Here is a 26,766-nt window from a genome sequence, read left to right as displayed (position 1 = left end):
TTTTAGGGTCAATAGATTAATGGGTAGAAGTAGGAAGTTTAACAAAGCTGATGTCATCCAGAATAACTACACCTTCCGGAGTTTTATCAAAGATCAATGAGATCGATTTCAGCTTATCCAGATCCAGTTCCGGATACTTTTTTCTGACGGTATCAAGGTCAAAATAAAAATAGTCTGGAATAGATTCTGCATCAGGATTATCATTGAAAAAACTGAATTTGGTTAAGTTCTTTTTCAGTTGAGGTTGTAAAAGTGCACAGTCACTCAAAAGGAAATGTGCTTTTTTTCCGTTTTGATCCGTCAGCTCAATACTGAAATCGATGGCCTTTTTTTGCAGATCTTTTTTTACGGACTCCTCCTTTTTAGTTTCTTTTTTTCCTTTCCGCGCTGCTACCGAAGATTCATCGCTCTCTGCAAGATTAAATGCCAATGCTTTTCCCTTTAAATCCTGGCGGAGGCTGTCAGGGAAAGTAAAGGTATATTTTCCTGGTTTATTACCGTTTTCACTGTGATTCCAGCCGATATAAGCAGCTCTTGAAATTTGACTGTTCCAGATCAGCTTCTGCTGGGCTTCCCGCCATAAGCTAAGGTTTTCACCCGTGATCTGTACACCTTTTAAAGTGGCGGTAGATAAGTTGAGATCTTCTTCATAACGGGCAACAAATGTCGTTTCACTATCTTCAAACTGATTGAAATAAACATGGTTCGGAAGCCATTTTCGTCCATACCGGTAATCTGTAAAAAGAGGTTTGTAGACGTTTTCTCCTTTCAGGTTAACATCTAAAAAAGCGGATATGTATACTTTCGCAATCTGTTGTTGTTCCTTTTCAGGCATCAGGTTTTTCATATTGAACTGATTGATATACGGACTGCTGGAATCATAGCTTCCCCATGAAGTATTGAACTGTCCGTGGTTTGCCTGATGAACATACAATCCAGCCTTGAATCCCTTATAATCCGGTGAATACTGAATCCGTTTATATGTGGCAAGTCCGCCGTAAGACTGCATGTCCATATCATGAACTCCCTGGATGACAAAATAATTGATGTCTTCCAAGGGTGCTAAAATAGATGCCGGCTGATACTGTCCGTCCACCGGTGCAATAGCTATGTAAGCTTTTATATTAAAATTAAAATCAAATCTTTCATTGGCATTATCAGGAAAATAAGGCAGCTTATTGAACAGCGCAGCGTGCGACATGGCTTCCCCGCCTCTGGAATGTCCTATAAGCGCAATCTGATCCATATTGATCCTGTTAAAAAACGGATTACGAGGATCCTGACTCCACTTTCTCCAAAGCTGCAGATGTTTAAGCATCAGCCAGCCTCTTGCTCCGTTTTCGTCTTTGAATCCTTTTTGGTCGATATCCGTAAAACTTGTATTCAGGAAATTTTCATCAACGGATGCTACGATATATCCTTTGCTTGCCAGAAGCTTACCCAGATAATCATATCCTTTTTCAGACCAGTCCTGGGCCAGATGATTGCCATGAACGATCAATACCAAAGGAGCCTTTCCATTGAGATTTTCAGGATACCAAACCATTGCATTCAGGGGAAGTTGCGTTTTATCAAATCCAAAATAGCGTGTACGGAGTTTACCGGACATTCCATCCCATGAGTTAAGAAGTAGGGAGCCATCTACAGAAGCTGTTTTAATATTTACATCCCGGCCATAGATCGTACGGTGTTTGTCTTTTCCCGATCCGTAAGTAAGGAAAGCTACTTTGTATTTTCCCGGCAGGGAAGGGTCAGGAGCATTGATCGGGAGGGGAAGTTTCCCGGACATTTTATAATTTTTAACTGCTGAAGGAGTATTCCCCGAATCCAAATAAATATAACCGCCAATCACGATTCCAAGAATTCCAATAAAAAGTGAAGTTGCGGTAAGTATTTTCTGACGCAATGACCAGCTTGTTTTAGATTTGGATCTCCAATAGAACAAAGCTCCAAAGGTAAGAGAAGGAAAAAGAACAAGAAATACAATCAATACCCAGCGAAATGTAGATGTAATTAAAATAAGATAGAAGAAAAAAAACAGGGTAAAACCGATTGCATGTCTGAAATTAGAAGGTGTTCTGCCTATTAAGCCGGCCAACCAGCCTATTAATCTGCCAATAAGGTAACTTACCAGAAGTGAAATCAGCAGAAATAAAATGAAATTTCCCCATCCTATGGCAGGAAGGAATTTATCCGCGGATACCAGAATGAAAAAAATACAGGAACTCAAAAGAATGCCATACCCGCTTGCTTTTAATGTCTGACGGCTTGGAGCAATCGAGTTTTCTAAACGTTGAAACCAACCTGTTATTTTTTTCCATAGTGAAGTTTTTTCGTTCATAATATATTGCTTGGTGTTTGTTTTTATAAAATGGAAGTCTACTATAGAAGCTACACATCAACTGCTGAAAAAGGAGGGTGGAAGTACTTGGGATCAGCATATTCAAATTCGAAATTCAGTTCAGCGATCAGTCTGGCTGAAGAGATTTTCTTTCCTTCCGGTTTTGCGGTATCTGTGTTCAATATGTTTTTCTGAATACTGATGACTTCTGATTTGGTAGGATGAAGTGGGGCAACCACATTATAGATTCTGGAAGAACATTGCTTTTCAATCATTTTCTCAATAACCGAACAAATGTCGTTGTAGTGAATATGATTGACAAAAAAATTGAGATTTGAGACATTATATTTGCTTAGAAAACGATCATCTCCCATGAGACCAGCCAACCTTAAAATATTAGTTTGGGGATATCTGGTTCTGATCATTCTTTCTCCGGAAATCTGATCAGGAGATACATCTTCCTCGGTAAATTCTTTATTGTGATCAGGATATACCCCTGTTGTACTCATAAGAAAAATCTGTCCGTCATAATCTTCTATAAATGAAAAAAGATTCTGGATCCTGTTGTATAAAGAACTTGCACAGCAGCTTTTTCCCGAAATAGGAATAGTAATGATCAGGACATCCAGCTCATTGATAATCTGCCATTGATCCATTTTTTCGGTCAGCAGATAATCGGGAAAATTGACAAGGTAAGGATGAAATCCCTGTTTTTCCAAGTGCTTAGCCTTGTCCGGACTTGTTATTGTTGTATAGACCTCAAAGGTTTCGGACAATTTTGTTGCAATCCTTGATCCCAGCCAGCCACAACCGATTATTCCTGCTTTTTTCATATTAACTTTTTTTATCTCCTTCCTAATTATAATGATGTGAATTCGAACTTGTGTACTATTATTTTTTTTAAGTAGGTGAAATTAATCAATTTATTTAGTATATACCTGCTGTCAGGTAGAAAAAAATACGCTCCGGCAGGTATTGGAGGGGCCTCTTTATGCAGGTAAATTTGCTTTTATAATTGATGAAAGGAAGGGTAAGAGCTTGTAACCATATTTTCGCTGGATCTGGAATTCATTTCATGGATTTAACAGTATATATTTTAACACCAAACAATAACAAAATGAAAAAATTAATCTGTACTTTTTTATTTTTAACAGGGTTGAGCATTGCGGCACAACCCACAGTGACGAGAGCGGCACTTGATAAAATTAACATTACCACTGATGTTTATCATGCCAATGTTTCGGCATCTTTGAATCCAGGACCTTCCGGAGCCGGACAAACCTGGGATTTCTCATCTTATGTAGGCACACCCGTAATCACTACTAGACTATATCCGTGTCCGGGGCATGCCAATTGTTCTAAATTTCCAACGGCCAACAGAATAAGCGAATTGGTAGGAGGAAGTACTTACGATTATCTTCTCAATAGTGATACGGAAGCCACAACTATTGGTAATTACAGTACACCGGGAGATGTAATGATGACCTATACTGATCCCTTGATCAATTACAAATTTCCTGTTAATTACCTTCAGGAATTTACAGATACTTATCAGATCAATATTCCTGGTACGGTAGAGAACGGACAGGAAAACTTTAAAGTAGACGGATATGGCACTGTGATAACACCTAACGGAACTTTTCAGAATGCTTTGAGGATTAAGAGAGTAAGAACGGCAACCCAAACCAGCGGCGGAGTATCTCAGGACTATCATAATGAATCGTATCAATGGGTCACTGAATCCAACGGACCAGTTCTGGTAATTGCATTTAATACATTTACAACTAACGGACAAACCACGACCCAGCCTTCATTGGCATATTTTTCACCGTCGTCTACATTATCTACGATAGATATGGATAACAAAAAAGATGAGATTGTGATTTATCCTAACCCGACATCAAAATTCATCACAATAAAATCTAAAGATGACATTAAAAATATCAGTATTATCAGCCTAGATGGTAAAGTTGTTCAGAAAACACAGAATTCCGGAATGATCGATGTTTCAGAGCTGCCTAATGGAATATATGTGGTTCAGGGAGAATTAAAAAGTGGGAAAATTATTTCGAAAAAAATCAGTAAACAGTAATTTTTTTCATTTTTTATGATGGAAAGGTACTATCCGCTTTGGATAGTACTTTTTATTTTATGTGGAGATCATTTCCTTTTGTCAAAGTCCGTTTTCTTTTGCAAATTTTAAAAGTTCAACCACATTACGGACCTCACATTTGTTCAATAAATTTCTCCGGTGAGTTTGTACTGTAAGATAGCTTAAGAAAAGGATATCCGAGATCTCCTGTGTCGATTTACCTTCCGATACCAGCTTTAGAATTTCTTTCTCCCTTTGGGTTAACCTGGGAACCGATTTAAGATCATAAATACTGGTCTTTTCAACAATTGCTTCAATTTCGGAGCTAAAAGCCATTTCTCCGGATACAGCCTTATTAATGCAGGATTTGAATTCTTCGAGTGACGCATTTTTTAGCAAATATCCATGTGCTCCGTTTTTGATCATTTGTAAAATAATGCTTCTTTCGGACTGGCTGCTCATTGCCAATACGATGATTTTAGGATGGTTTTTTTTAATTTTAAGGCACAGATCGATGCCATTGATGTCCGGAAGAAATACATCCAGCAGAACAACATCTGCTTTACCAAGATGCTTATAATTGAGGAGGGCTTCACCGGTATTAAAGCTCCGGACAATTTCCACATCATCTGATTTCGAAAAAAGCATTTGCAGTCCCTCAGCAATAATAGGATGGTCATCAACAATAATTGTTTTATAGGGTTTTGTCATGATGGGTGCAGTTAAATGGATAATTCAATATTAAAAGTAGTAGGATGATTTGCAGAAGATTGGATGTCTATTTTTCCATTAAAAAGTTCCACTCTGCTTTTGAGATTTTTCAACCCCTGTCCTGTAAAGTTCTTGATTTGACTGGTATCGAAACCTTTACCATTATCTTCTACCGTAATGAAAAAACGGGATTGATTCTGGCTGCAGTCCACCAGGATTTCTGTACAGGATGAATGTTTCAAAGCATTGTTCAGTAATTCCTGAATAATTCTGTAAATCATAATCTGAATATTTTCCGGAATATCAGACCGGATCTGATTGGCCTGGAAATAAATACGGATGTCATCGGTTTCCAACATATGGCAGAGGTCATTTAATGCATGTTCCAGACCTAATTTGAGAAGCGTTTCCGGAATAAGGTTAAAAGAAATCTGCCGTAATTCAGTAATTGAATTGTTCAGGATTCCGTTCATATTTTCAATTTCATCCTTCGATGCAGGTCCCGAAGAACTGCTTATCTTTAAAAATCTGGTTCTAAGGGAAGATAGCATACTTCCCACGCCGTCATGGAGGTCCCGGGCTATTCTCTTACGTTCATCTTCTTCTCCTCTGATCACCGCCTGCATGACTTCTATTTCCTTCTGATTTTTTAAGCTTTCCAGGTTTTGTACATAATTAAGGGACTGTTGGCTGGTTATTTTCTTCTGATTTTTTGAATTGATCCAAAGGAAGATAACAAGTAATAACAGAATAACCGAAGCCGCAACCAGCAAACCATAGTAAAGTTTATTGTTCTGTGCAACCAAACGATCACGTTCGCGTTGAGCTTCAAGCTGGCTGATCTTCTTCTCATTTTCCGCCCGGTTAAACTTGGCTTCAAGAGCTGCTATTTTTCCCTGATACTCACTCAGGTTGAGGCTGTCATTGATCGTATTGTATCTGGACAGGTATTTATAAGCATTTTTGGTATCCCCCAGACTTTCAAAGGTCTGCGCCAGTTCCTTGGTATAGTTTCTCTGGTCAAGGGCAAAATGGGTCGTGCTTCCTATAAGATCCAGCAGCAGGTTTTTAGCATCTTCAAGTCGGTTCAGAGCTTTCAGGGGTTCATATTTGGAAAACTTCAGTCGATTGGTTAAAAGCATATCCTGATGGAGGGTACTGTTTACAATCCCTTTATCATAACTTTTTAAAGCATTATTAAACTGTCCGAGTCTGTAAAAATAAAAGCCCTCAGCCGTATAATAGCTGCCGTTGAGATTAGAATCAGGATATTTTCTGATGATATTGTATGCGATATCAAGAGATTTTTTAGCCTCTGCCAACATATGAAGGCGGCTTTTGTTTTCAGCATCTATAATATAGATGTCGGCCTTTGTTTCCTGGTAAGTATATGTAGATCTGGAGGCCTGTTCAATATATTCCTTAGCGGTTTTCAGGTAGCTGTCTGCCTTAATCCTTTCATCATAGTTCATGAAAATGGTTGCAACGGATTTGTAAAGAATACTCAGAGTTTCCAGATCGTTTCCTTTTTTACCCGTAGGGATGGCTTCATTGATGAGAATTTTCATCCCTTCCAGCTCATTGTTCTGTAAAACTTTAATAAGAGATATGTTTTTCAGGATAAAAGCCTGTAATGAATATGAGTCCTTGGTTTTATATTTCCTGAGCTCAGTAAGAGCAAGGTTGAGCTGCTTACCATAATTGTCAAAATCTCCCTTGCTCACTAATCCTGCCGCATTATAATAAATAGCCGCAGCTTTTAAGAAAGGATATTTGGGTGCTATCTTGTTGGCAGTAAGGAGATATCTGTCAGATAGCTCGTTCTTTTTACTTCTTCTGAACAGATCGGCCAGCTTAAAACTGTTTATTCCTCGTATGCTGTCTGACTTGGTTGTCTGTATAACATGAGTAAGACTGTCGATATACGGGCCGTCATCATCAAGGGTGTAAAACCTTTGAGAATAAGAAAAACCGAAAGTGAAAGATACCAGCAACAGGAGTAATTTTCTTTTCATACGTATAAATTGTGATCTTTGGTGCAGTAAAAATAAAATTCTTACTTATACAAATATACATTTATCACCATTTAAATGGTAGATACTTAAGTGCAGTTCGTGGATTTTTATCTGGTTAAACAACTCAAGCCTTCATGAGACATCTTTTCAAGACGTTATTGATTCTGCAATGAATGAGTTTTGTTAATATAATATGCTACTAAGAGATTTGGAACCCAGCATAGCCAGGCAACAATAAGGTAGGATATATCCGGTGTCCCTATAGCTATTTTTAATAAAGGCATCCACAGTCTTAGTGTTACTGCTGCAAAAGTACAGGCATAGCTATAAGTCATCAGTTTCTGATGCTGTAAAACATCTCCTCCTTTTATCTTTAAAAATGCGGCAACGGTTGTAGAAAACCAAATCATTCCCAGGCTTATAAAACCTAATGAAGAAATAATTCCTCCATTAGCAAAGAAGCCAATATATATACCCGATACTGAGCTGATAATTACTGAGAATATATATGTTTTACCTATTATTCTGTGTAAAACTTTATGCTTATTCCGAAATGTTGCCCCAAACTGTCTCCATCCAATAAAAAGAGAGATACCCCCGAAGATCATATGGCTAAAGAAAAGAGCTCTCCAGACAGTATCATGAACAACTTCAGGAAGCTTGGTTTGTAAAAAAGTATGTTTGTGATCAACAAAAAGATAAATTAAAGGATATAGTCCGATTAATAATGCAAAAATGACCAGGATAACGAACAAAAATATTTTCATAGTAAAAGAGCTTGAGTTAAATGGCTTAACAATAGGGTGTTAAATGTTGTTTTTTTAGCAAAAGTGCGGATTGTTAAAAAAATAAATGCCCCAGAATGTAAGGTGGAACTAATTTCAAACACATAAAATAACTGATTGAGCGGATTGTTTTGTGGAAGTTGAATAATTATTTTCTTTCTAACCTCTAACCTCCAATATCAAGATTCTCCTCCTTTAAAAAGTCTCTCGGGGAACAATTCATATATTTTTTAAAATTGCGGTTAAAAGCAGTTTTGGAATTAAACCCACATTCAAATGCCAGTGAAAGAATAGTGAATTTTTGATTTTCCGGAAGGATAGCGATTCTTTTAAATTCTTCAATCCTTTGTATATTGATGTAATCGTAGAAGTTTTTGTCTTCAATGGTATTGATAACCTGAGAAAGAGTATTGGGATGTACTTCGATAATGCCGGCCAGTGTAGCCAGGTTTAATTCGGGATCTTTGAAAAGTTGTTCAGATTGCATTTTGGAAGTCAGCCTGGTGTAGATTTCCTGGATTGAGGCTTCGTTTAAAACCGATTTCTGGTATTTAACTTTTGATTATCAATCGGTGATGTGATTTTATCTTTTTCAGTATCTTTTATTTTTGGCTCTGCTAAATTTAAAATTCCTGCTTTGGTAATTCCGAAATAGGCCGCCAGTAATATAAAAATTACAACTGAGGTAAATGTGATTCTGTCATCTTTAAGGATAACTAAGATCCAGATTACAGCGATTCCAAAAATAAGATAATATACCCAGTTCAAGTTGATTCTTTCAATGTTAGAATACTGTTTTGCAATACTGTTTTTGTATTTTTTTAATGATCTGATACTAAGTATGATATATGTAATTCCGGAAATATAAATAAGTATATTGATATTTTCTCTTATGTTTTGATACCTCATTCCGCCATTATGATAAATTAAAATCTTATCTTTTGTCGAAAGTAAATAGAAATCCCACAAAATAAGATACACGACCAAAGGAGGAATGAAATGCAGAATCCTCAGATATCTGCGATTGTTTTGCTGAGTAAGCGTAAGGACATATACATAAAGCATAGGTCCATGTATCAAAGGAAGAGGAATCTCTAATCCCAATAAATAGGGAGTAGTAATATTGTTTTCGGAAAAATTTAAATAAAATAATGTCAAATGAATCCCAATGATAAAGAACCATAATGCCAAAAGGTAATCTGCCATCATTTTCCTTTTCTTACCTAAAATGAGAAAAGAAGAAAAATAAGCAATAAAGATTCCTGATAAATAGAACATGTTACAATACCAAACCGAGTAATGACCAAAAATAAAATATTAAAATCATATTTCTGAGGTATATTTTATTTAACGGACATTTTTCAGGGTTGGGAGTGAATAACCTGCTATTAATAAGAACTTTTTAATATGAATTTTGACTTTTAAATTTTCATAATTTTATTAAAAAGATGGAAAATAGAATAGCTAAATCAAAATTTAAGTGTACATTTAATTATATTGAATGCGCCAAGCAACTACTTTTATGAAGAGTAATGAGGAGGACGGTAATTTGTAGTGCTTACCGAACTATAATGAAAACGTAAAATGAACTCAAACACCAATTCACAAATAAAAAACAATCACAATAAGACCGGAAATTTTTTCCTCGATGTAAAAAAAGGACTGGATAGCAATCCCAAAAGATTATCTTCAAAATATTTTTATGATGAAGTAGGAGACCGGCTTTTCCAGAAGATAATGGCAATGCCTGAATACTATCTTACCCAATGTGAGCTTGATATATTTCAAAATAAAACAGCCGATATCGCTAATCTGATAGGTTTTGACAATACTCCTTTCGATCTGATCGAACTGGGTGCAGGTGATGCTATGAAATCGACCTATCTTCTTAAATATATGATAGATAAGGGGTTGGATTTTACTTATATGCCCATTGATATTTCAGGTAATATTTTATCTGTCCTGGATCAGAAATTAAAAAAGGAGATACCTGATTTAAAAGTTACCCAGCTCGAGGGAGAATATTTTCAAATGCTCAATAAAGCGGCCTCGCTTTCCTCAAGAAGAAAAGTCATTTTGTTTTTGGGAGGGAACATCGGTAATATGGAACTCGAAGAGGCTAATGCATTTTGTATAGGATTGAAAGATCACCTTAATCCCGGAGACAGGATTCTGATAGGGTTTGATCTTAAAAAAAATCCTCACACCATCTTAAATGCCTATAACGACGCCACCGGTATAACAGCAGCTTTTAACCTTAATCTTCTTACGCGTATCAATAAGGAACTTAATGCTGATTTTAATATTGAGCAATTTCAGCATTATCAGACGTATGATCCTATAAGCGGAGCATGCAGGAGTTATCTCGTGAGTCTGGCCGATCAGGTGGTAAATATAGATCATACAGAGATTATATTTAAGGAAAATGAACTGATAGATATGGAGGTTTCACAGAAATTTTCTGAGGCCGATATAAAAGAATTGGCAAAGAAAACGGGCTTTGAGATTGACGGAGAAATTAAAGACTCGAAGAAATGGTTTATTGACTCCGTCTGGAAGTTTAAATAAATAATAAAAAATCTAAAAAGATGATAGCAAATCCTAAGATTATTGATGCCGTAACGACTTACAGGAATATTCGCAGCCATTCGTTGGCTATTTGTGCTCCTCTTGAGACTGAAGATTTTGTCGTACAGCCTATCGTGGATGTAAGCCCGCCAAAATGGCATTTAGGACATACCACATGGTTTTTTGAAACCTTTATTCTTGTTCCGAATTTTCCGGGGTACACTGTTTTTGATCCTCAATATAATTTTGTATTCAACAGCTATTACGAAACCATAGGAGCAAGAGTCATCCGTACAGACCGGGGTAATTTGAGCCGCCCTTCAGTGGCAGATGTGTATCGCTACAGGGAATATGTGGACCACCAGATGACTGCTTTTCTTCAGAGTGAATTTATGAACCCTTCCATTGAGCCGCTTTTGGAGCTGGGACTCAATCATGAACAACAACACCAGGAGTTGTTGCTTACGGACATCAAATATATTTTAGGTCACAATCCTCTTTTCCCGGCGTACCGAAAAGATAAGGAAGAAAACAAGGAAATGGTTCGGACCGGTGAAATGATCAGATTAAGTGAAGGTGTGTATGAAATTGGTTTTAATGGTAATGGCTTTTGCTTTGATAACGAACTGGGAAGACATAAAGTATACCTCAACAATTTTGAAATAAGTGACCGTCTGGTTACCAATGGCGAATATCTGGAATTTATAAATGACAACGGATATAGGGATTTCAGACATTGGCATGCAGAGGGTTGGGACTGGGTGAAACAAAATGAGGTGAAATCACCGTTATATTGGCATTGGATCGATGAAAAATGGATGTATTATACTTTAGATGGTTTGCAGGAAGTAGATCCTGACGAAGCGGTTTGTCACATCAATTTCTATGAAGCTTCAGCCTTTGCAGCATGGAAAGGAATGCGTCTTCCAACCGAAGCGGAGTGGGAGGTTGCTTCCGTACGTTTTCAGTGGGGAGAAAGGTGGGAATGGACGGGAAGTGCTTATTTACCATATCCCGGATTTAAAAAAGAAGCGGGTGCCGTAGGCGAGTATAACGGAAAGTTTATGGTCAATCAAATGGTTTTAAGAGGGGCTTCCGAAGCTACACCCAAAGGGCACAGCAGAAATACATACAGGAATTTCTTTCATGCAAATCTTCAGTGGCAGTTTACAGGAATAAGATTAGCGAGATAAGTCCTGCCTATGATTAAAGTAGAATCACTCACCAAAAAATTTGATGACCGGATTGCCGTTGATCATATCTCCTTCGAAGCACAGGATAAAGAAATTCTGGTGCTTCTAGGAACAAGCGGTTGTGGAAAAACCACAACCCTGAAAATGATCAATCGCCTGATAGAAGCTGATTCCGGTGATATCTGGATTGACGGACAAAATATTCTTGAAAAGAAACCGGAAGAACTCCGCATGCACATTGGCTTTGTTATGCAGCATGCCGGGCTTTTTCCTCATTATAACATCCGCCGGAATATTGCTGTGGTTCCCGAGCTGCTCAAATGGGAGAAAAAGAAGATCAGAAGCAGAACGGAAGAACTTATGGAAAAGCTTCACCTGCCGGAAGAACTGCTTTCCCGTTTTCCCCAGGAATTAAGCGGCGGACAGCAGCAACGGGTCGGGATCGCAAGAGCTTTAATAGCAGATACCCCGATATTATTAATGGATGAGCCTTTTGGAGCATTAGATAATATTACTAAAGCGGATATTCATTCTGAATTTAAATCATTAGAGGAACTTAAAAATAAAACCATTATTCTTGTTACACATGATGTACAGGAAGCTTTCGAGCTGGGGCAAAGGATTTGCCTTATGAATGAAGGAAAGATTGTCCAGATCGGAACTCCCAAGGAAATGCTCTATCATCCTGCCGGGGATTTTGTGAAAAATTTCTTTGCAGAAAACAGGCTTTTGCTTGAATATAAAGTTGCCACGCTGGATAATATAAGTCCTTTTCTTGAACAGAACGAAAGTTTCAGAGAAGAATTTGATAGAAAGGAAAATGTGTGGAATATTTTACAGAAACTCAGTGCAGATAAAAGCTATTCGGATCAGTATGAAAAACTGAGCGAGGCATTTAACCTTTACAGAAAAGCACAGGCATAATGACACAGCAGAACCTCTGGCAATTTATTGCCGAACAGCAGGATAAACTTCTTCTCCAGATTATACAGCATCTTGGGCTTACTTTTGTATCATTACTCCTGGCAATAATTGTGGGTGTTCCGTTAGGAATATTCATCGCCAGAAAGAAATTATTTGCCAACCCTGTCCTGGGAACTGCCGGTATACTGCAGACCATTCCGAGTATAGCTTTACTTGGATTTATGATTCCTGCCTTTGGCATCGGGGCTACTCCAGCCATTGTAGCATTACTGATATATGCCCTTCTGCCAATTATACGGAATACCTATACGGGAATTACGGGAGTAGATCCTTCGGTTGTAGAAGCTGCCCAGGCAATGGGAATGAACAAAAAACAGCTCTTGTTCAAAGTAGAGCTTCCATTGGCAATGCCTGTAATCATTGCAGGAATAAGGACAGCTGCAGTAATCAATGTAGGTGTGGCGACTTTAGCCTCATTTGTTGCGGCAGGAGGATTGGGAGAATTTATATTTGGAGGAATCTCCCTTAATAATACCAATATGATTCTAGCAGGCGCCATCCCGGCTGCGTTACTGGCTATTATCCTGGATCAACTGATTGCTGTTTTACAGAAATCCGGCTATAGGAGGCTTCGTAAGATGCTGTTCATTATTCCCATAGTTTTGGTTATTATTGGAGGTGTATATGTGTTTAATTCCTATTCCGGAACCAAGCTTAAAGCAGGTTTTACGCCTGAATTTATGGGAAGGCAGGATGGAGATATTGGATTGAGATCAGTATACGGGCTTAATGCCAAACCACTTATTGTAAGTGATGCCATTATGTATAAAGCAGCTTACGATAAGGAACTGGATCTCATAAGCGGATATTCTACAGACGGAAGGATTAAAGCCTATGATCTGTATGTACTGGAGGACGATAAAAAAATATTTCCACCATATTTTGCCGCACCCATTATAAAGACAAAAACATTACAAAAGTTTCCGCAGCTGCAAGAAACGCTCAATTTGCTGGCAGGAAAATTCAATGACTCTGTCATGACGGATCTCAATTATCGGTCTGATTACCTCCACCAAACCCCGGAAAAAATTGCAAAGGACTTCCTGAAGCAGCATGATCTTTTCAAAAATTCCCGAAAAGGAAATGGAGGGACCGTGCGGATCGGGTCTAAAATTTTTGGAGAGCAATATATTCTTACAGAAATGTATAAAATGCTTATTGAAGGCAATACGGATTATAAAGTAGAAACCAAAACAGGCTTGGGAGGAACGAAAATTTGTTTCGATGCACTGGTGAATGATGCCATTGATTTCTACCCTGAATATACGGGAACAGGCCTTTTGGTCCTTTTAAAACCTTCGGAAACAATTTTAAAAGAGGTGAGCCCAAGTCCTGAAAAAACCTATAACTACGTAAACACTGAATTTAAAAAACAATATGGTATAGAATGGCTTCAGCCTTTAGGGTTTAATAATTCCTACGCCCTGATGATGAGACGGGAACAGGCCCGGCAATTAAACATAAAAAATATTTCAGATCTCAAAAACTATCTAGATACTCCTTAATTCAATGACTTATAATTTCGACGAAATAATCTCCAGACGAGGCACCAATTCCATCAAATGGGATTCTGTGGCAGATGATAATGTGCTCCCTATGTGGGTGGCTGATATGGACTTTAAAACACCTCCTGAAATCATAAATGCTCTTTCACGGAAAGCTGAACAGGGAATGTTTGGATATAGCTTTACTCCCCAGGCACTGTATGATGCAATTATCAGTTGGTGGGAAACAAGTCATGAGGTCAGTTTAAAAAAAGAATGGCTGCTTCCTGTTCCGGGAATGATTCCGGTAATTTCTGCTATTGTAAGAACATACCTTCAGCCGGGAGATCATATTATAGTACAATCACCGGTATACAACCATTTTTTTATATTGATTGAAAATTGCGGATGCCATGCGGTTGAAAATCATCTGATGTACGAAAACGGAAACTATCAGATTGATTTTGAAGACCTCGAAATGAAGGCTTCAGACCCTCAGAATAAAATGCTGCTGCTTTGTAGTCCCCACAACCCTGTAGGAAGAGTATGGACAAGACAGGAACTGGAAAAAATAGCTTCAATATGTTCGAGACATAATGTGATGGTTATCTCTGATGAAATTCACGCCGATATCGTGTATAAAGAAAACAAGCATGTGCCATTTCTTTCTGTAGCGGAAGATTATGATCTACTTTCTGTAACCTGCGGTTCTCCCTGTAAAACATTTAATTTGTCCAGCCTGCCTGTGTCATATGTTATTACTAAAGATCAGGAGTTTAAAAAACAAATTTCAAAAATATTATCCGTACAGGAGACTTATGGTATCAATCCATTTGCGGCTGAAGCTTTAATTGCTGCCTATACACATGGAAGGGACTGGATGGAGGAATTAAAAGAATATTTGTATAATAATTATCTGTTTTTAAAAGATTTCTGCAAAGATCATTTACCCAATATAACCATTGGCCCATTACAGGCGACCTACCTTGTATGGCTGGATTGCCGGATTTTGGGTAAAGGATCTGAAGAGCTTTCAAAACTCCTGTTTAAGGAAGAAAAATTGTGGCTGAATCCGGGAACAATGTATGGCAGTTCCGGGGAAGGTTTTTTGCGAATGAACATTGCCTGTCCCAGAGAAGTTTTGGAAGAAGGTTTAAAACGGTTTGAAAAATATATCAATAAGAAACGGGATTAACTTATATTCCTATTTTAAAAGCCTTTCAATAATTATGGAAGGCTTTTATTTTATAGATTTCTATCGGCCTTTTCTTTTTTAAGTTGCTTCCATTTATTAATATTTACAATTAAAATAGGAACCAGAGCGATAGGAATCACGGCCAAAGCACTGAATTTGTGTTTGAATGCTAGAAAAAGATTACTAAAGAATAAAAGTGAAATAGCAATCATAAGCAAAATGGTTATTGCTTTTGAATTTTTTTCCTGATTAATAAGTTCCTCATTGGTGTATTCTGTTATTGGTTTATTTTTCATGTTATTTTTGTTGATGACTACAAGGTTATTAATTTTTCCAACCGGTGCGGTCGCTGTATTTTATAAATTAAGATTGATAAAGTTGGCCAGCATCTTCGTATTATTTCCGTAATGATGGTTTCCCGGAATATGTTTCATCTTATAATTACTACCCAGCTTTATTTCATAATACGGAAAATGGGCAAATTCAAAATCACTTACAATAAGCAGTACGGGAGCTGTTCCCATTTTGTTGATCTCCGGGATGACCTGTAAACTTCCTTTGGGCTCAACTCCAAAATATTCATCCAGGTGAATCTGAAAGTCATTGCTTTTGGAAGGCCCCATAATAAATACTTTTTGGATCTTGCTTTTCAGATCAGGAGTAAAACGGTTATATACAAATGGAGTTACATCAGCACCAAATGAAAACCCAAGAAGAACTACTTTTTGATTTTTCCGTCCCTGCAATTGCTGGTTGATGTAATTCTCTATATCTCCGGAAGTTTGTTCCGGTGTTTTTTTATTCCAGAAGTAAGCCTTCGTGTCCAAAGCAAACACATCATACCCTAATTTGTGGAGATCTGTACCCAGGCCTTTTGTAAAAGTATTAAAGCCGGCGTCGCCACTGATGTAAAAGATAACAGGTTTGTCGGTGTTTGAATTCCATTCCGTTATTTTGAAGTCATTATCTTTTTGACAGCCTGAAAAAATGGTCAGTAGGGATAATGATAGGAGATTGCCGAATTTTCGTAGTCTATTCTTCATTTTTCTGTGGTTTCATCACTTTATTTAATGCCGTTGGTATCTGGAGCAGTTCAAAATCACTGTTATAAACAAGATACTGATCTTCCCAGAGACTGGCATATTTCTCTTTAAAGTTTCGCAGTGTTTGATAATGTTTAAAGCTACCGACCCTCTGATATGCAAACTTCATGATATCCTCAGCCGTATTATGGGTCTGTTGTATCCCTGCCATTGGGGTCATTCCCATGTTTATGTATTTCAGGTTTTTGCTTTTGGCATATTCTACAAGTTTTACGATCAGTACATCAGTACTGCCGTTGGGAGCATCTTCAGTTTTTCTGATCATATCATAGCTGCACTCGTCAGGAGCACAATGGGGAATTATATTCAGAAATGCAACGCATCGTCCGTTATTATCAGAAATGGTAATAAGATCCTGGTTTCTTACCGTATCGCGATCAAACATTCCCTCTGCAAAAACAATTTCCTTTTTATCAAATTCCCTGAGCCATTCATCAGAAACACTTTGGATCTGGTCTATGGTTTTATCATCCTGAGGCGCATATCGTATTTCCGTGGTATAACCGGACTTTTCAACCGCATTGATGCCGTTCCTGATCGTCTTTTTATCTTTTCCTGTAAGCGTAAAACCTTCTGCATCCAGGATGGCATCCTGACCGATAAACAATTTTTGTTTTTTTAAGGGATTAAAATAAATAATACCACTTTCACTCACTCTGTAATAGCAGGTTTTTAAATTGTTTTTCTTACAGAACAGATCGAATTCCCTGATCAGATCTGTTTTGTGATGTTCAGCGCATACGGGTTCTTCGAGAACAACTGCAAATCCATTCGCCGTACGAAAAGACACAACCCCATTAATTTCTTCAGAAAAATAAAACTCCTTTTCTTTGGCCAACTTAAAATAATCTAATGAAGATGTTCCGAATTCTTCTATCAGCTGTTTAGCGTTAATAGCATTTTCTTTCTCATCTTTCACGACCCAGGAATGAGTTTTGTAAAACGAAAGAATGAGCACCAACCAGGAAATTACCCCAAGAATATAGTTAAGGTTCTGGAAATCCCGTGCAAATCCGGTAAGAGGGGTAAGTCCCGAATCTTTGAACAGCAGGAATGTGTACAATGTATAATAAAGGGCTTCTTTCTTTGTAAAATCAATGCCGAAATGGGATTTACTGATAAAGTAAAAGCTGAAATAGTTGAAAATAAGGATAATGGTGAATATTCCTAAAAACCAGCTGAAACCTCTTTGTAAAGAAACGATTTTAGTGGTAAAGATATACTCCTTTCTGCTGTACCAAAGAAGTCCCAAAGTAAATGCAGAAAATAAGGCCTCCTCATAATCAAGTGCTTTAGACAAATTAAAAATAATGGATACTATGGTGAGTGCTACTGCAAAATACCAGGCTCTTTTATATCCCCGGAAAAGATTAGCGGAGGTTACCAGCAGCAAGACTCCGGAAATGAGTGTGATCATTTTGGAAATATGGATCAGCTCCCAGGGCAGATACCCTTTCAGGATGTGTAAACGATCCGTGAGGGCGGGAGTAATTACCGAAAGGATATTGATGATGCCCAATAAAAAAATCATAACTACAGGTAAAATACGGGCCAATAGTTTCCGTCCGCTCCATAGGTAAGCAAAAATCCCAAGAACCAATGGAATCCAGAATTCAAAAAAACGGTAGAGCAGAGTAATGCCTAAACCGTCAGCGTGGCTGTATCCGAAGTTCGTAAGAATATAGGTAAGCGAAAACTCCACGGCTCCCAAGCCACGGAGGAAAGGGGAGACGATCATCAGTAAAATCGAAACAACATACGATATCGCTGCAGCAGAAAATGATGCCGGAACTCCGAAAGCATACATGGCAATCAGGAGATGGAAAACACCACAGAATTCAATAAGTACTGAAACTAAAATAGTGATCCAGAAATACTTTCTGTCGATTTCATTATTGAATATCTCATCTATGGAAGCAATGAATTTAGGAAATTTCCGATCCAGAAACCGGTAGAGGGAATTTTTCTTACGGAACGAAACGAATGCTGAATAACTGCCTAAAAGAATAGCCGCCAAGACAATAATCCCCACCCAGCTGTCATTGAAGCTTTTATTGATCAGGACTGCGTAAGCAATTAACGGGATTCCTACGATCATTACCGTTAGTAATCCTACAAATCCATAAATTGCACTTGCCTGATGGATCTTGGAGGATTTATATCCTTTTGTTCTGATATTCCTGGGAAGGTATGCCAGCGAGCTTACACCTCCGGCAGGAAGAAATACACTAAGAAAGTTTCGTTTTAAAAATAAAACGGTGGCATCAGATATCCCTACATTCAGTTGGGTTGCACGAAAGCTCTTTACATACATTAAACCTTGGAGCAGGACATAAATCAGTGTTAAAAGTATACCTGTCAGAACCCAGCTTAATTTTGAGTTTTGCAATTGAGGGCCTATGGTTGCGAGTTCGTGTCTTTCACTGCGGAAAAATACGAAGGCCAGTAATAAAATAATAACTGCCAGAACTTCTTTCCAACGAACCAGCCTGAAGATTTTTGAAAATTTTATGTTTTTCATATTCGTGATATAGAACCCTTTCATGCATTTTTTACGCTGAAATGTCCTGAAATCAAAAATAAATAAAAAACGTGTAGCAATTCACAGATATTTTACTTTATTTAAAGTAATCTGTTGTTAGTTCTGATAGCATTTCGGACAGATTCCACTTACCACAAAATTGTAGCTTTTGGCAACAAAGTGTTTAGGGAGTGTTATTTCAGGAACCACATTTTCTATGCATGTTACAGACAAGCATTTTTCACAATTAAAGTGAATATGATTATGAGAGTGATCATTTTCTGTGCAATGATGGCATTTTGCGTAATTCACAACCCCATCCACATTAACGATCTTATGGATTTTTCCTTCCTCTTCAAGACGGTCGAGCACGCGGTAAGTGGTAACACGGTTGCACAGATCCCCGATTTTTTCCTGGATAGCAGTGTGAGATAATGCGCTGTCGGAGCTATTAATGATGTTTAATATTTCTGTTTTGGCCTGGGTGTTTCTGACTTGTTTCATGATTTTATTGCAACTTTGTTGCATTAATTAAAATTAATATCTACATTTGCAACAAAGTTACGATAAGTATTTTAAACTTAAATATCATTTATGAAATCAAAAATTTTAGATGCAGTAGGTATTTCCGCAGCGGTTTTATGCCTGATTCATTGTATTGTCTTTCCTTTACTGATGATCATTCCCCTTGGAATATCCCACAATCCCTATATCGATCTGGCGTTTCTGCTCATCGGAGCCATCGTAGTTTATAGAGTCACGAAGAAAATCTCAAAAACATGGCTGAAATGGTGGTTTTGGATCTCCATTCTATTAATCTCCGTGTCTGTATTGGTAGACCTGATTTTTGAAATCCATATTCCTTTAATATATATTGGAGCTGCAGGTTTAATTGCAGGCCATATTTTCAATTTTAATAATCATCAACATTAACCTATTATGGAGAATAAACTTCCCGTAACCGTGCTCAGCGGATTTCTTGGTGCCGGAAAAACGACATTACTGAATCACGTTTTACACAATAAAGAAGGTTTAAAAGTAGCGGTAATCGTTAATGATATGAGTGAAATCAATATCGATGCACGCCTTGTAGAAAATCAGGGTACATTATCCCGTACAGAAGAGAAGCTGGTGGAAATGAGTAATGGCTGTATCTGCTGTACTCTTCGCGAAGATCTGATGATTGAAGTAGAACGGCTGGCAAAAGAGAAAAGATTTGATTATCTCTTAATTGAAAGCACCGGTATCAGTGAGCCTGTTCCAGTAGCACAAACTTTTACCTATGCAGATGAGGAAAACGGGATTGATCTTTCCGCATTCAGCTATGTAGATACAATGGTTACTGTAGTGGATTGCTTTAATTTTTTTAAAGATTTTGGCTCCAACGAGTTATTAATGGACCGCGATCTTACTGATATGGAAGGTGATTTCCGTACGATCGTAAATCTGCTGACGGATCAGATAGAGTTTGCCAATGTAATCATATTGAATAAGACGGATATGGTAAACTCAGAAACTATTGGCTTTTTAAAAGCAACCGTCGGAAAGTTGAATCCTGCTGCAAGGATTATCACTTCTGAATTTGGGAAAGTAGCTCCCGGGGAAATACTGAATACTCATTTATTTGATTTTGAAGAAGCCCAACAATCTGCCGGATGGCAGAAAGAGCTGGAAGCAGAACATCATACTCCGGAAACTGAAGAATATGGAATAGGATCATTTGTTTTCAGAAACAAAAAGCCATTCCATCCGATGAGGTTATGGACCTATCTGAACGAACAATATCCGGAAGGTGCTTTACGGGCAAAAGGTTTATTCTGGCTTGCTTCACGTCCTGATGACGCATTGAACTTTTCGCAGGCAGGCGGTTCTTTCCGTCTTGAAAAAGCAGGAGTATGGTGGTCCAGTATGCCTATGAGCAATAGAGTGCAGTATTCTTCATTTCTGCAAAATCAGGAATTTATAGAAAGCCGGTGGGATAAAAACTGGGGGGACCGCATCAATGAATTGGTCTTTATTGGGCAGAATTTAGATCAGGAAAAGATGATGGCAGATCTGGAGTATTGTCTCTTAACCGGAGATGAAAAGAAAATGTTTGATGAATCTGTAATTTTTCAGGATCCTTTTCCGCAGAATATATGATCAATTCTGTTAAAATTAAATTTACAATTAATTAATGCAACATTGTTTCATTATTAAATTTTAATTATCTATATTGCATCGTGAAATGTTAATGAAAATGAACAGACGAAAGTTTCTAAAAGGTTCGGCATTGCTTTCCGGATTGTTTGCAATTAATCCGGTTAATGTTCTGGCCACCGAACCTGCTGTAAAACCCAAATCCTACAAAAAAGCTAAGAATATCATTTTTATGGTAAGCGATGGAATGAGTTCCGGAACACTGGCGTTAGCGAACCTGTATTCCCAGAATATCCTTGGGAAAAGTGGAAACTGGATCAATTTATATAAAGAAAATAAAGTATCCAGAGCATTGATGGATACTGCCTCTGCGAGTTCAATTGTTACCGATTCCGCTGCTGCAAGCTCATCTTTCGGTGGTGGGTTCAGGGTAAAGAATGGCGTACTAAATATCGGCGCTAATGGTGAAAAATATGTTCCCATCTGGCAGAAATTTAAAAAAGCGGGTAAAAAAACAGGATGTGTCACTACTGTAACCATTACCCATGCCACACCTGCCGGCTTTTGTATCAATTCAGCCAGCAGGAATGCCGAGCCTGAAATTGCGGAAATGTATGCTGAAATAGGATTTGACGTGATGATGGGGGGAGGAGATGAATTTTTTAACCCCGCGAAAAGAGAAGATAAAAAAGATGTATACGGGTTGTATAAACAAAAAGGATATCAGATTCTAAAAAACCGTTCGGATCTGCAGAATATCGATAAAAGCAAACCGGTATTAGGAGTATTCAATACAGGAGCACTACCTTATTCAATTGATAGGGCTAATATAGCAGCTTTACAATCTACACCAACACTTGCTGAGATGGCAAAGACGGCAATAGACCAGATGAAAGATCATAAAGAAGGTTTTGTGCTTCAGATTGAAGGAGGTAAGGTGGACTGGTCTGCACACGCAAATGATGTTGCGGCACTTATCCATGATCAGATTGCCTTCGAAGAAGCTGTAAAAGTAGCTGTTGATTTTGCTGAAAAAGATAAGAACACATTGGTTATTATCACCACAGATCACGGCAATGCCAATCCGGGAACAATTTATGGCGCGGATGCTACCCGAAACTTCAATACTATTGCCCATTATAAATTCACCAATGAATATATCCTGAATGCAATCCATCCCGATTTTAACCTGCAGCAAACGAAAGACTGGATCTATGAGACCAATGCCATAAGCCTGGCTGATGATGAAGCTAAAAGTCTTTTAAGTTTCTACACCAGTCTTAATAAAGAAGGTGGATTATATAATTATAAAAAGCTTCCCTTTAAACTGTATTCGGAAATTCAGAAAAAGCATAATTCTGTTGGCTGGATCAGCATGGATCACTCGGGTGATTATGTGGAACTTGCCATGTTCGGGCCGGGAAGTGAACTGCTAAAATCTTTCGTAAAAAACACAGATTTACATTATATCATGCTTGAAGCCACAGAGCTTTCAGCACATACCGGTAAGCTTTGATCTTCGGTATCCGGATTTCAGAATAAATATTTTTTTTTCATATTTATATCTTTTGGTGGAAAGAAGCCTTTACGTAATAGTAAAGGCTTCTTGTTTTTCTATATTAAAAATAGATTTCAACCGTGGTATTTCAATGATGAATATATTTTACATCAGTTTCCATACTAAAAATCAGTTCTTCATCTGGCTTTTAATTCTATCTTCAATCGTTCTCCAGTCATACAGATGAAAAACCTTTCCGTTGCTCATTGCTACAAACACCCCTTTTGGAAACTTTGGACCAAGGTTTACGTTTGTAACCTCCGAACCATCGCTTTCACTGGTTGAAACCGGAATTTCTGCAATCTTTCCTTTTGACGGATTTTCCCTCAGGTAGACGTTGAAAGTATCTTTTTGCTGGTTGGAAACAAGGATATATCCATTCGTTGATGAAGTAGGGTAGATGGAAATTCCTTCCACATCAGATGTGAAATCACCCTTTCCGAAAACCATAAGTTCCTCATTTCCTTTAGATGGATCTGCATAATATTGATGCACCCCGAATTGTTCATCAGAATAATAAATATATCCTGCTTCATCATCCACCGCAATGCTTTCTATTTCTTTCAAGCCACTGTATTTTCCAAACTTCCGTACAACCTCGCCCGTAATTTTCCCTTCTTTTTCGGTTAATTTATATTGCCACAAATAGCCATCTGCCGGTCCGGATTTTCTTCCGACAACAGCAAAAAAATCGCCTGTTTCAGGGTTTTTATAAAGAGAAATTCCCATGGGAGATCGCTCTTTTTCACCATCAAAAACAGGGAATGCTCCAACTTCTTTTAATTCAGGAAGAGAATAAAGTCTAACTGTATTCGTTTCCCTTTCTGTAACGGCAGCAAAATCTATTATATTTCCGTGTAAATAAAACCCATATTCGAGATCTACATTATTCGGACGTTTTAAGCCTGTAACTTTGTTAATGATCTTTCCATTCAGGTCGAAAGCATACAGCCCGCCATTGGTATCCTTATCGGTACCTATGATAATGCTTTTTGAAGCATCTTCCGGATTGATCCAGATAGCCGGGTCATCGGTATCATAACCGACCTGTTCTGTAATAATAGTTGGTTCTATTTTTTTTCCCAATTCATTTTGTCCTGCACAATTAATGAGCAAAGGTAACATGATGAGAGCAACACGTGTATTTATCTTTATCATTCTGTATAACATTAAAAATCAAACTTTACACCCATCGTAAACCGGGGCCTGTAATATTCTACCTGAGCTGTTCTGCTTTGAATTCCCTGATAGTACCTTAACGGCTGATTTGTTAAATTATTGGCTTCGGCAAATACTCTCAGCTGGCTGGTAATTTTATACGAGGCATTTGCGTCAAGGAACAACTGCTTGTCATAATAGCGGTCATCGAACGAATTTCCACCCAGTTCATCAATATAAGAAGATGCATAATTCATAGAAACCCTTGCTGAAAAACGTTTATTTTCCCACGACAGAGATCCGTTGAACATGTGGGGAGCTGCTCCCGGTAATCCTACATCTGTTCTTTCCACACCTTCTTCGTTGGTAATTCCTTTGGCTTTGGATTTAGTATAGGTGTAATTAACATATACTCCAAGACCCTTCCAGAATGCCCCCGGAATAAAATCCAGCTGTCTCTGTAAAGCGACCTCAAAACCGTAGATGTCTACATTATCTCCATTTCTTTGTTGCGTAAATCTCCAGTTACTCTCCCCGTCAGGAATAGGATTGGTCTGACCTGTAAAATCTTGTGAAAAATCCGCCGCTGTATAGTTTTTTCTGGAATAGGTATAAATAAAGTCTTTCAGGTTTTTATAAAAGACACCTCCTGAAAGAATCCCCACCGATTTAAAGTACTTTTCTGCCATGAAATCGAAATTATACGCATACGTTGCTTTAAGATTTGGATTTCCTGCGGATATCAGCTCATCTGCCGAAATAACGTTTAAGAAAGGTACGAGTGCATAATAATTAGGACGTGCCAAAGCCGTAGTAAAAGCAGCCCGGAGAACAAGATTCTGTTCCGGAATATATTTGAAGGAAATATTAGGTAAAATATTAGTGTATGTGTTTTTATTATTGATCTTTCCTACAAGATTTTCTTCATCCATTACATAGTTTCCTGTATAATCAATTGTGGTCGTTTCAAGACGCGCACCAGCAATCATAGAGAATTTGTCACTGAGATCCTGATCCCATCGGATATATCCGGCATATATATGCTCTTTTGCACGGTAGTTACTGGAAAGGAATTCTTCCGGCTTAAGTTCTCCTTTAAATAGATTGGGATTAAACAGATCCAGTCCTCCCATGTACGACGTACTTACAAAAGCCCCCGGAACATAATTACCCGGCTGAAAGTTATAACCATCAAAATAGGTAGTTGGAACCGTTAAAAGACTTCCCAAACTGTTAAGCGGTTCAAAAGCATAATAATCATTTTCTCTTTCTTTTTGTTTTATACGTAAACGCGCTCCCACACGTAATCTTCCTTTCTGATCCTCAATCACAGAAAGTGGGAAACGTAGATTTACTTTTGCTCCGAATTCCTTTTCCTGGGTGAAACTGTTGGAATCAGAAAGATCACTTAATTTATAACTCCCGAGATTATCTGCTGTTGCAGGATTGATCATTGGTCTTTCCGGATCACTGAGGTCACTCAGGAAATTTACGTTTTTACGTTCAAACTCTATATGTCGTTCATGAGGCTTTTTTTCACTGGCGGTAGCATAATTCATAGACCAGTCCAGATCAATTTTGGAACCCAGGAGATGTTCTCCTCTTAATGCATAGTTCTGAACTTTCTGTTTTTCAAGACGCGTATTATCGTTAGCAGCATCTCCACCTTTATCTTGTCTCGTAATACTTCCGCTCCATCCTGTGATTTCAGTTTCATCCGTATTATACACAGGTTTTATTTTGTAGCCCAAAGCATATCTGTTTTCCTTATCATTCCTGAAATTATACATTGCAGAAGCATAAATTTTGTTTTTCGAATTGAATTCATAATCCATATTCAGGTCAAAACTATGTCGTATACGATGTTCATTATAATAACGAACTCCCATTTTACTGACATAGGCTGTCTTTGCAATATCTTCTGCAAGGCTCCAGGTGGGTTCTATATTATCCGATCCGAAATTGTTATTATTATAGGAAAAACTAAAAACGGCACCCAGTTTCTTATTCAGAAAGCGGTTTCCATATACGAAGCCTGCGGTATAATTTCCCTTTTCACGAATCGGATTGTATCCGCCTGCTAATGTTGCGGAAATTCTTTGCCCGTTAGGTGAAGCTCTTGTAATAAGATTTACAGATCCACCTATTGCATCCGCATCCATATCCGGCGTCAATGTTTTGTTGACTTCAATTGTTGCAATCATATCGGACGGAATCAGATCCATTTGAACATTTCTGTTATCACCTTCTGCAGATGGGATACGGTCACCGTTCAAAGTCACCGAATTCAGATTGGGAGCGAGCCCTCGGATGATAAGATTTCTTGCTTCCCCCTGGTCATTCTGTATCGTAATTCCAGGAACTCTTTTCAAAGCATCCCCAATATTGGCATCCGGAAAACGCCCAATCTGATCAGAAGAGATTACATTGGTAATATTGGCATTATTCTTTTGTTTATTCAGGGCTCTGGCCTGGTTCCGTAAAGTGGCCCCGGTTACCACAACCTCTTTGATCTGGGTTTCTTTTCTGGTAAAAATGATGTTTTGTCTGGTGTTTTTATTTGCTTCCACCACAATGTTGTATTCATTACTGCCATATCCCATATAATCTACCTTCATTGTATAATTTCCCGCAGGAACATTCAGGAAAACAAAATTTCCATGCTCATCCGATGTCGTATAAATGTTTCCAGGTGCAAGGGAGATCTTTGCTCCCGGTAATGTAATTTTCGAATCATCATTGATATTTCCGGAAACGGTCCCGGATTGTGCATAAAAATAGATGGATGCACACAATAGAACAGACGTTAAAATTTTCTTCACTTTAGTATATTAATTCTCAGTGTAAAAATAGGTTCTAAAGCTTGGAACGGGCTGAAATTAAGATGAACGTTGCTTTAATAAATTATTAATAATATGT

At 38.0% G+C, this 26,766-nt stretch carries 22 protein-coding genes; 9 read left to right on the top strand and 13 right to left on the bottom strand.

Features of this window, described 5'->3' with window-relative positions:
• Positions 1 to 16 precede the first annotated feature (16 nt).
• Together AAEU33_RS16795 and AAEU33_RS16790 are read right to left on the bottom strand one after the other, a co-directional pair.
• Positions 17 to 2,341 (bottom strand): hypothetical protein, encoded by a 2,325-nt coding sequence (locus AAEU33_RS16795; protein WP_345989001.1) that lies wholly within the window; start codon positions 2,339 to 2,341, stop codon positions 17 to 19.
• A 50-nt stretch (positions 2,342 to 2,391) separates the two neighbouring features.
• Positions 2,392 to 3,174, bottom strand: coding sequence for a hypothetical protein (locus AAEU33_RS16790; RefSeq protein ID WP_345988999.1), 783 nt, complete (start codon positions 3,172 to 3,174; stop codon positions 2,392 to 2,394).
• 284 nt (positions 3,175 to 3,458) lie between these two features.
• Between AAEU33_RS16790 and AAEU33_RS16785 the strand changes: the two genes are divergently transcribed.
• Positions 3,459 to 4,433, top strand: a complete 975-nt coding sequence (locus AAEU33_RS16785) for a T9SS type A sorting domain-containing protein (RefSeq protein WP_345988997.1) — start codon at positions 3,459 to 3,461, stop codon at positions 4,431 to 4,433.
• Between the two features lie 81 nt (positions 4,434 to 4,514).
• Here the strand turns inward: AAEU33_RS16785 and AAEU33_RS16780 are convergent, their stop codons facing one another.
• From AAEU33_RS16780 to AAEU33_RS16760, 5 genes are all read right to left on the bottom strand, one after another.
• A complete protein-coding gene (locus tag AAEU33_RS16780; RefSeq protein ID WP_345988995.1) occupies positions 4,515 to 5,144 on the bottom strand; it encodes a response regulator transcription factor in 630 nt (209 codons plus the stop codon).
• Between the two features lie 11 nt (positions 5,145 to 5,155).
• The gene (locus AAEU33_RS16775; RefSeq protein ID WP_345988993.1) at positions 5,156 to 7,159 is read right to left on the bottom strand and encodes a sensor histidine kinase; all 2,004 of its coding nucleotides are present in this window, start codon (positions 7,157 to 7,159) and stop codon (positions 5,156 to 5,158) included.
• Between the two features lie 155 nt (positions 7,160 to 7,314).
• On the bottom strand, positions 7,315 to 7,926 hold the full coding sequence (locus AAEU33_RS16770; protein ID WP_345988991.1) for a DUF2306 domain-containing protein: 612 nt from the start codon (positions 7,924 to 7,926) through the stop codon (positions 7,315 to 7,317).
• Between the two features lie 184 nt (positions 7,927 to 8,110).
• Positions 8,111 to 8,431, bottom strand: coding sequence for a helix-turn-helix domain-containing protein (locus AAEU33_RS16765; RefSeq protein ID WP_345988989.1), 321 nt, complete (start codon positions 8,429 to 8,431; stop codon positions 8,111 to 8,113).
• A 44-nt stretch (positions 8,432 to 8,475) separates the two neighbouring features.
• Complete coding sequence (locus AAEU33_RS16760; RefSeq protein WP_345988987.1) at positions 8,476 to 9,153, bottom strand: hypothetical protein; 678 nt, start codon at positions 9,151 to 9,153, stop codon at positions 8,476 to 8,478.
• 375 nt (positions 9,154 to 9,528) lie between these two features.
• On the opposite strand from AAEU33_RS16760, the gene AAEU33_RS16755 reads away from it, so the two are divergent.
• From AAEU33_RS16755 to AAEU33_RS16735, 5 genes are read left to right on the top strand one after another with little or no spacing between them, the layout of a single operon-like run.
• Positions 9,529 to 10,512: an L-histidine N(alpha)-methyltransferase gene (locus tag AAEU33_RS16755; protein ID WP_345988985.1), complete on the top strand. Its 984-nt coding sequence runs from the start codon at positions 9,529 to 9,531 to the stop codon at positions 10,510 to 10,512.
• A gap of 20 nt (positions 10,513 to 10,532) precedes the next feature.
• Complete coding sequence (gene egtB / locus AAEU33_RS16750) at positions 10,533 to 11,705, top strand: ergothioneine biosynthesis protein EgtB (protein ID WP_345988983.1); 1,173 nt, start codon at positions 10,533 to 10,535, stop codon at positions 11,703 to 11,705.
• A 9-nt stretch (positions 11,706 to 11,714) separates the two neighbouring features.
• A complete protein-coding gene (locus AAEU33_RS16745; RefSeq protein ID WP_345988981.1) occupies positions 11,715 to 12,629 on the top strand; it encodes an ABC transporter ATP-binding protein in 915 nt (304 codons plus the stop codon).
• Positions 12,629 to 14,194 (top strand): ABC transporter permease/substrate-binding protein, encoded by a 1,566-nt coding sequence (locus AAEU33_RS16740; protein WP_345988979.1) that lies wholly within the window; start codon positions 12,629 to 12,631, stop codon positions 14,192 to 14,194. The genes AAEU33_RS16745 and AAEU33_RS16740 overlap by 1 nt, the downstream gene beginning before the upstream one ends.
• A gap of 4 nt (positions 14,195 to 14,198) precedes the next feature.
• Positions 14,199 to 15,368, top strand: a complete 1,170-nt coding sequence (locus tag AAEU33_RS16735) for a MalY/PatB family protein (RefSeq protein WP_345988977.1) — start codon at positions 14,199 to 14,201, stop codon at positions 15,366 to 15,368.
• A 50-nt stretch (positions 15,369 to 15,418) separates the two neighbouring features.
• On the opposite strand, the gene AAEU33_RS16730 is transcribed toward AAEU33_RS16735, so the two are convergent.
• The 4 genes from AAEU33_RS16730 to AAEU33_RS16715 form a co-directional block, all read right to left on the bottom strand.
• Entirely contained in the window at positions 15,419 to 15,664 is a 246-nt protein-coding gene (locus AAEU33_RS16730) for a redox-active disulfide protein 2 (RefSeq protein WP_345988975.1), read from the bottom strand.
• Positions 15,665 to 15,724: 60 nt separating this feature from the next.
• Positions 15,725 to 16,411 carry an alpha/beta fold hydrolase gene (locus AAEU33_RS16725; protein ID WP_345988973.1) on the bottom strand — a complete coding sequence of 229 codons (687 nt, stop codon included), beginning with the start codon at positions 16,409 to 16,411 and terminating at the stop codon, positions 15,725 to 15,727.
• On the bottom strand, positions 16,401 to 18,992 hold the full coding sequence (locus AAEU33_RS16720; protein WP_345988971.1) for a phosphatidylglycerol lysyltransferase domain-containing protein: 2,592 nt from the start codon (positions 18,990 to 18,992) through the stop codon (positions 16,401 to 16,403). The genes AAEU33_RS16725 and AAEU33_RS16720 overlap by 11 nt, the downstream gene beginning before the upstream one ends.
• Before the next feature lie 117 nt (positions 18,993 to 19,109).
• Positions 19,110 to 19,496 (bottom strand): transcriptional repressor, encoded by a 387-nt coding sequence (locus AAEU33_RS16715; protein ID WP_172283402.1) that lies wholly within the window; start codon positions 19,494 to 19,496, stop codon positions 19,110 to 19,112.
• A gap of 90 nt (positions 19,497 to 19,586) precedes the next feature.
• Here AAEU33_RS16715 and AAEU33_RS16710 point away from each other — a divergent pair, with 90 nt between their 5' ends.
• From AAEU33_RS16710 to AAEU33_RS16700, 3 genes are all read left to right on the top strand, one after another.
• Positions 19,587 to 19,925, top strand: a complete 339-nt coding sequence (locus AAEU33_RS16710; RefSeq protein ID WP_172283400.1) for a MerC domain-containing protein — start codon at positions 19,587 to 19,589, stop codon at positions 19,923 to 19,925.
• Positions 19,926 to 19,931: 6 nt separating this feature from the next.
• Entirely contained in the window at positions 19,932 to 21,134 is a 1,203-nt protein-coding gene (locus AAEU33_RS16705) for a GTP-binding protein (RefSeq protein WP_345988968.1), read from the top strand.
• Between the two features lie 97 nt (positions 21,135 to 21,231).
• Positions 21,232 to 22,647, top strand: a complete 1,416-nt coding sequence (locus tag AAEU33_RS16700) for an alkaline phosphatase (protein ID WP_345988966.1) — start codon at positions 21,232 to 21,234, stop codon at positions 22,645 to 22,647.
• 171 nt (positions 22,648 to 22,818) lie between these two features.
• On the opposite strand, the gene AAEU33_RS16695 is transcribed toward AAEU33_RS16700, so the two are convergent.
• The gene (locus tag AAEU33_RS16695; protein ID WP_345992786.1) at positions 22,819 to 23,814 is read right to left on the bottom strand and encodes a phytase; all 996 of its coding nucleotides are present in this window, start codon (positions 23,812 to 23,814) and stop codon (positions 22,819 to 22,821) included.
• A 44-nt stretch (positions 23,815 to 23,858) separates the two neighbouring features.
• Positions 23,859 to 26,669 carry a TonB-dependent receptor gene (locus tag AAEU33_RS16690; RefSeq protein ID WP_345988964.1) on the bottom strand — a complete coding sequence of 937 codons (2,811 nt, stop codon included), beginning with the start codon at positions 26,667 to 26,669 and terminating at the stop codon, positions 23,859 to 23,861.
• Positions 26,670 to 26,766 lie beyond the last annotated feature (97 nt).

Origin of the sequence: Chryseobacterium sp. Chry.R1, assembly GCF_039645525.1 — a bacterium.
Classification (GTDB): domain Bacteria; phylum Bacteroidota; class Bacteroidia; order Flavobacteriales; family Weeksellaceae; genus Chryseobacterium; species Chryseobacterium proteolyticum.
This window is presented reverse-complemented; position numbering and strand designations above follow the sequence as displayed.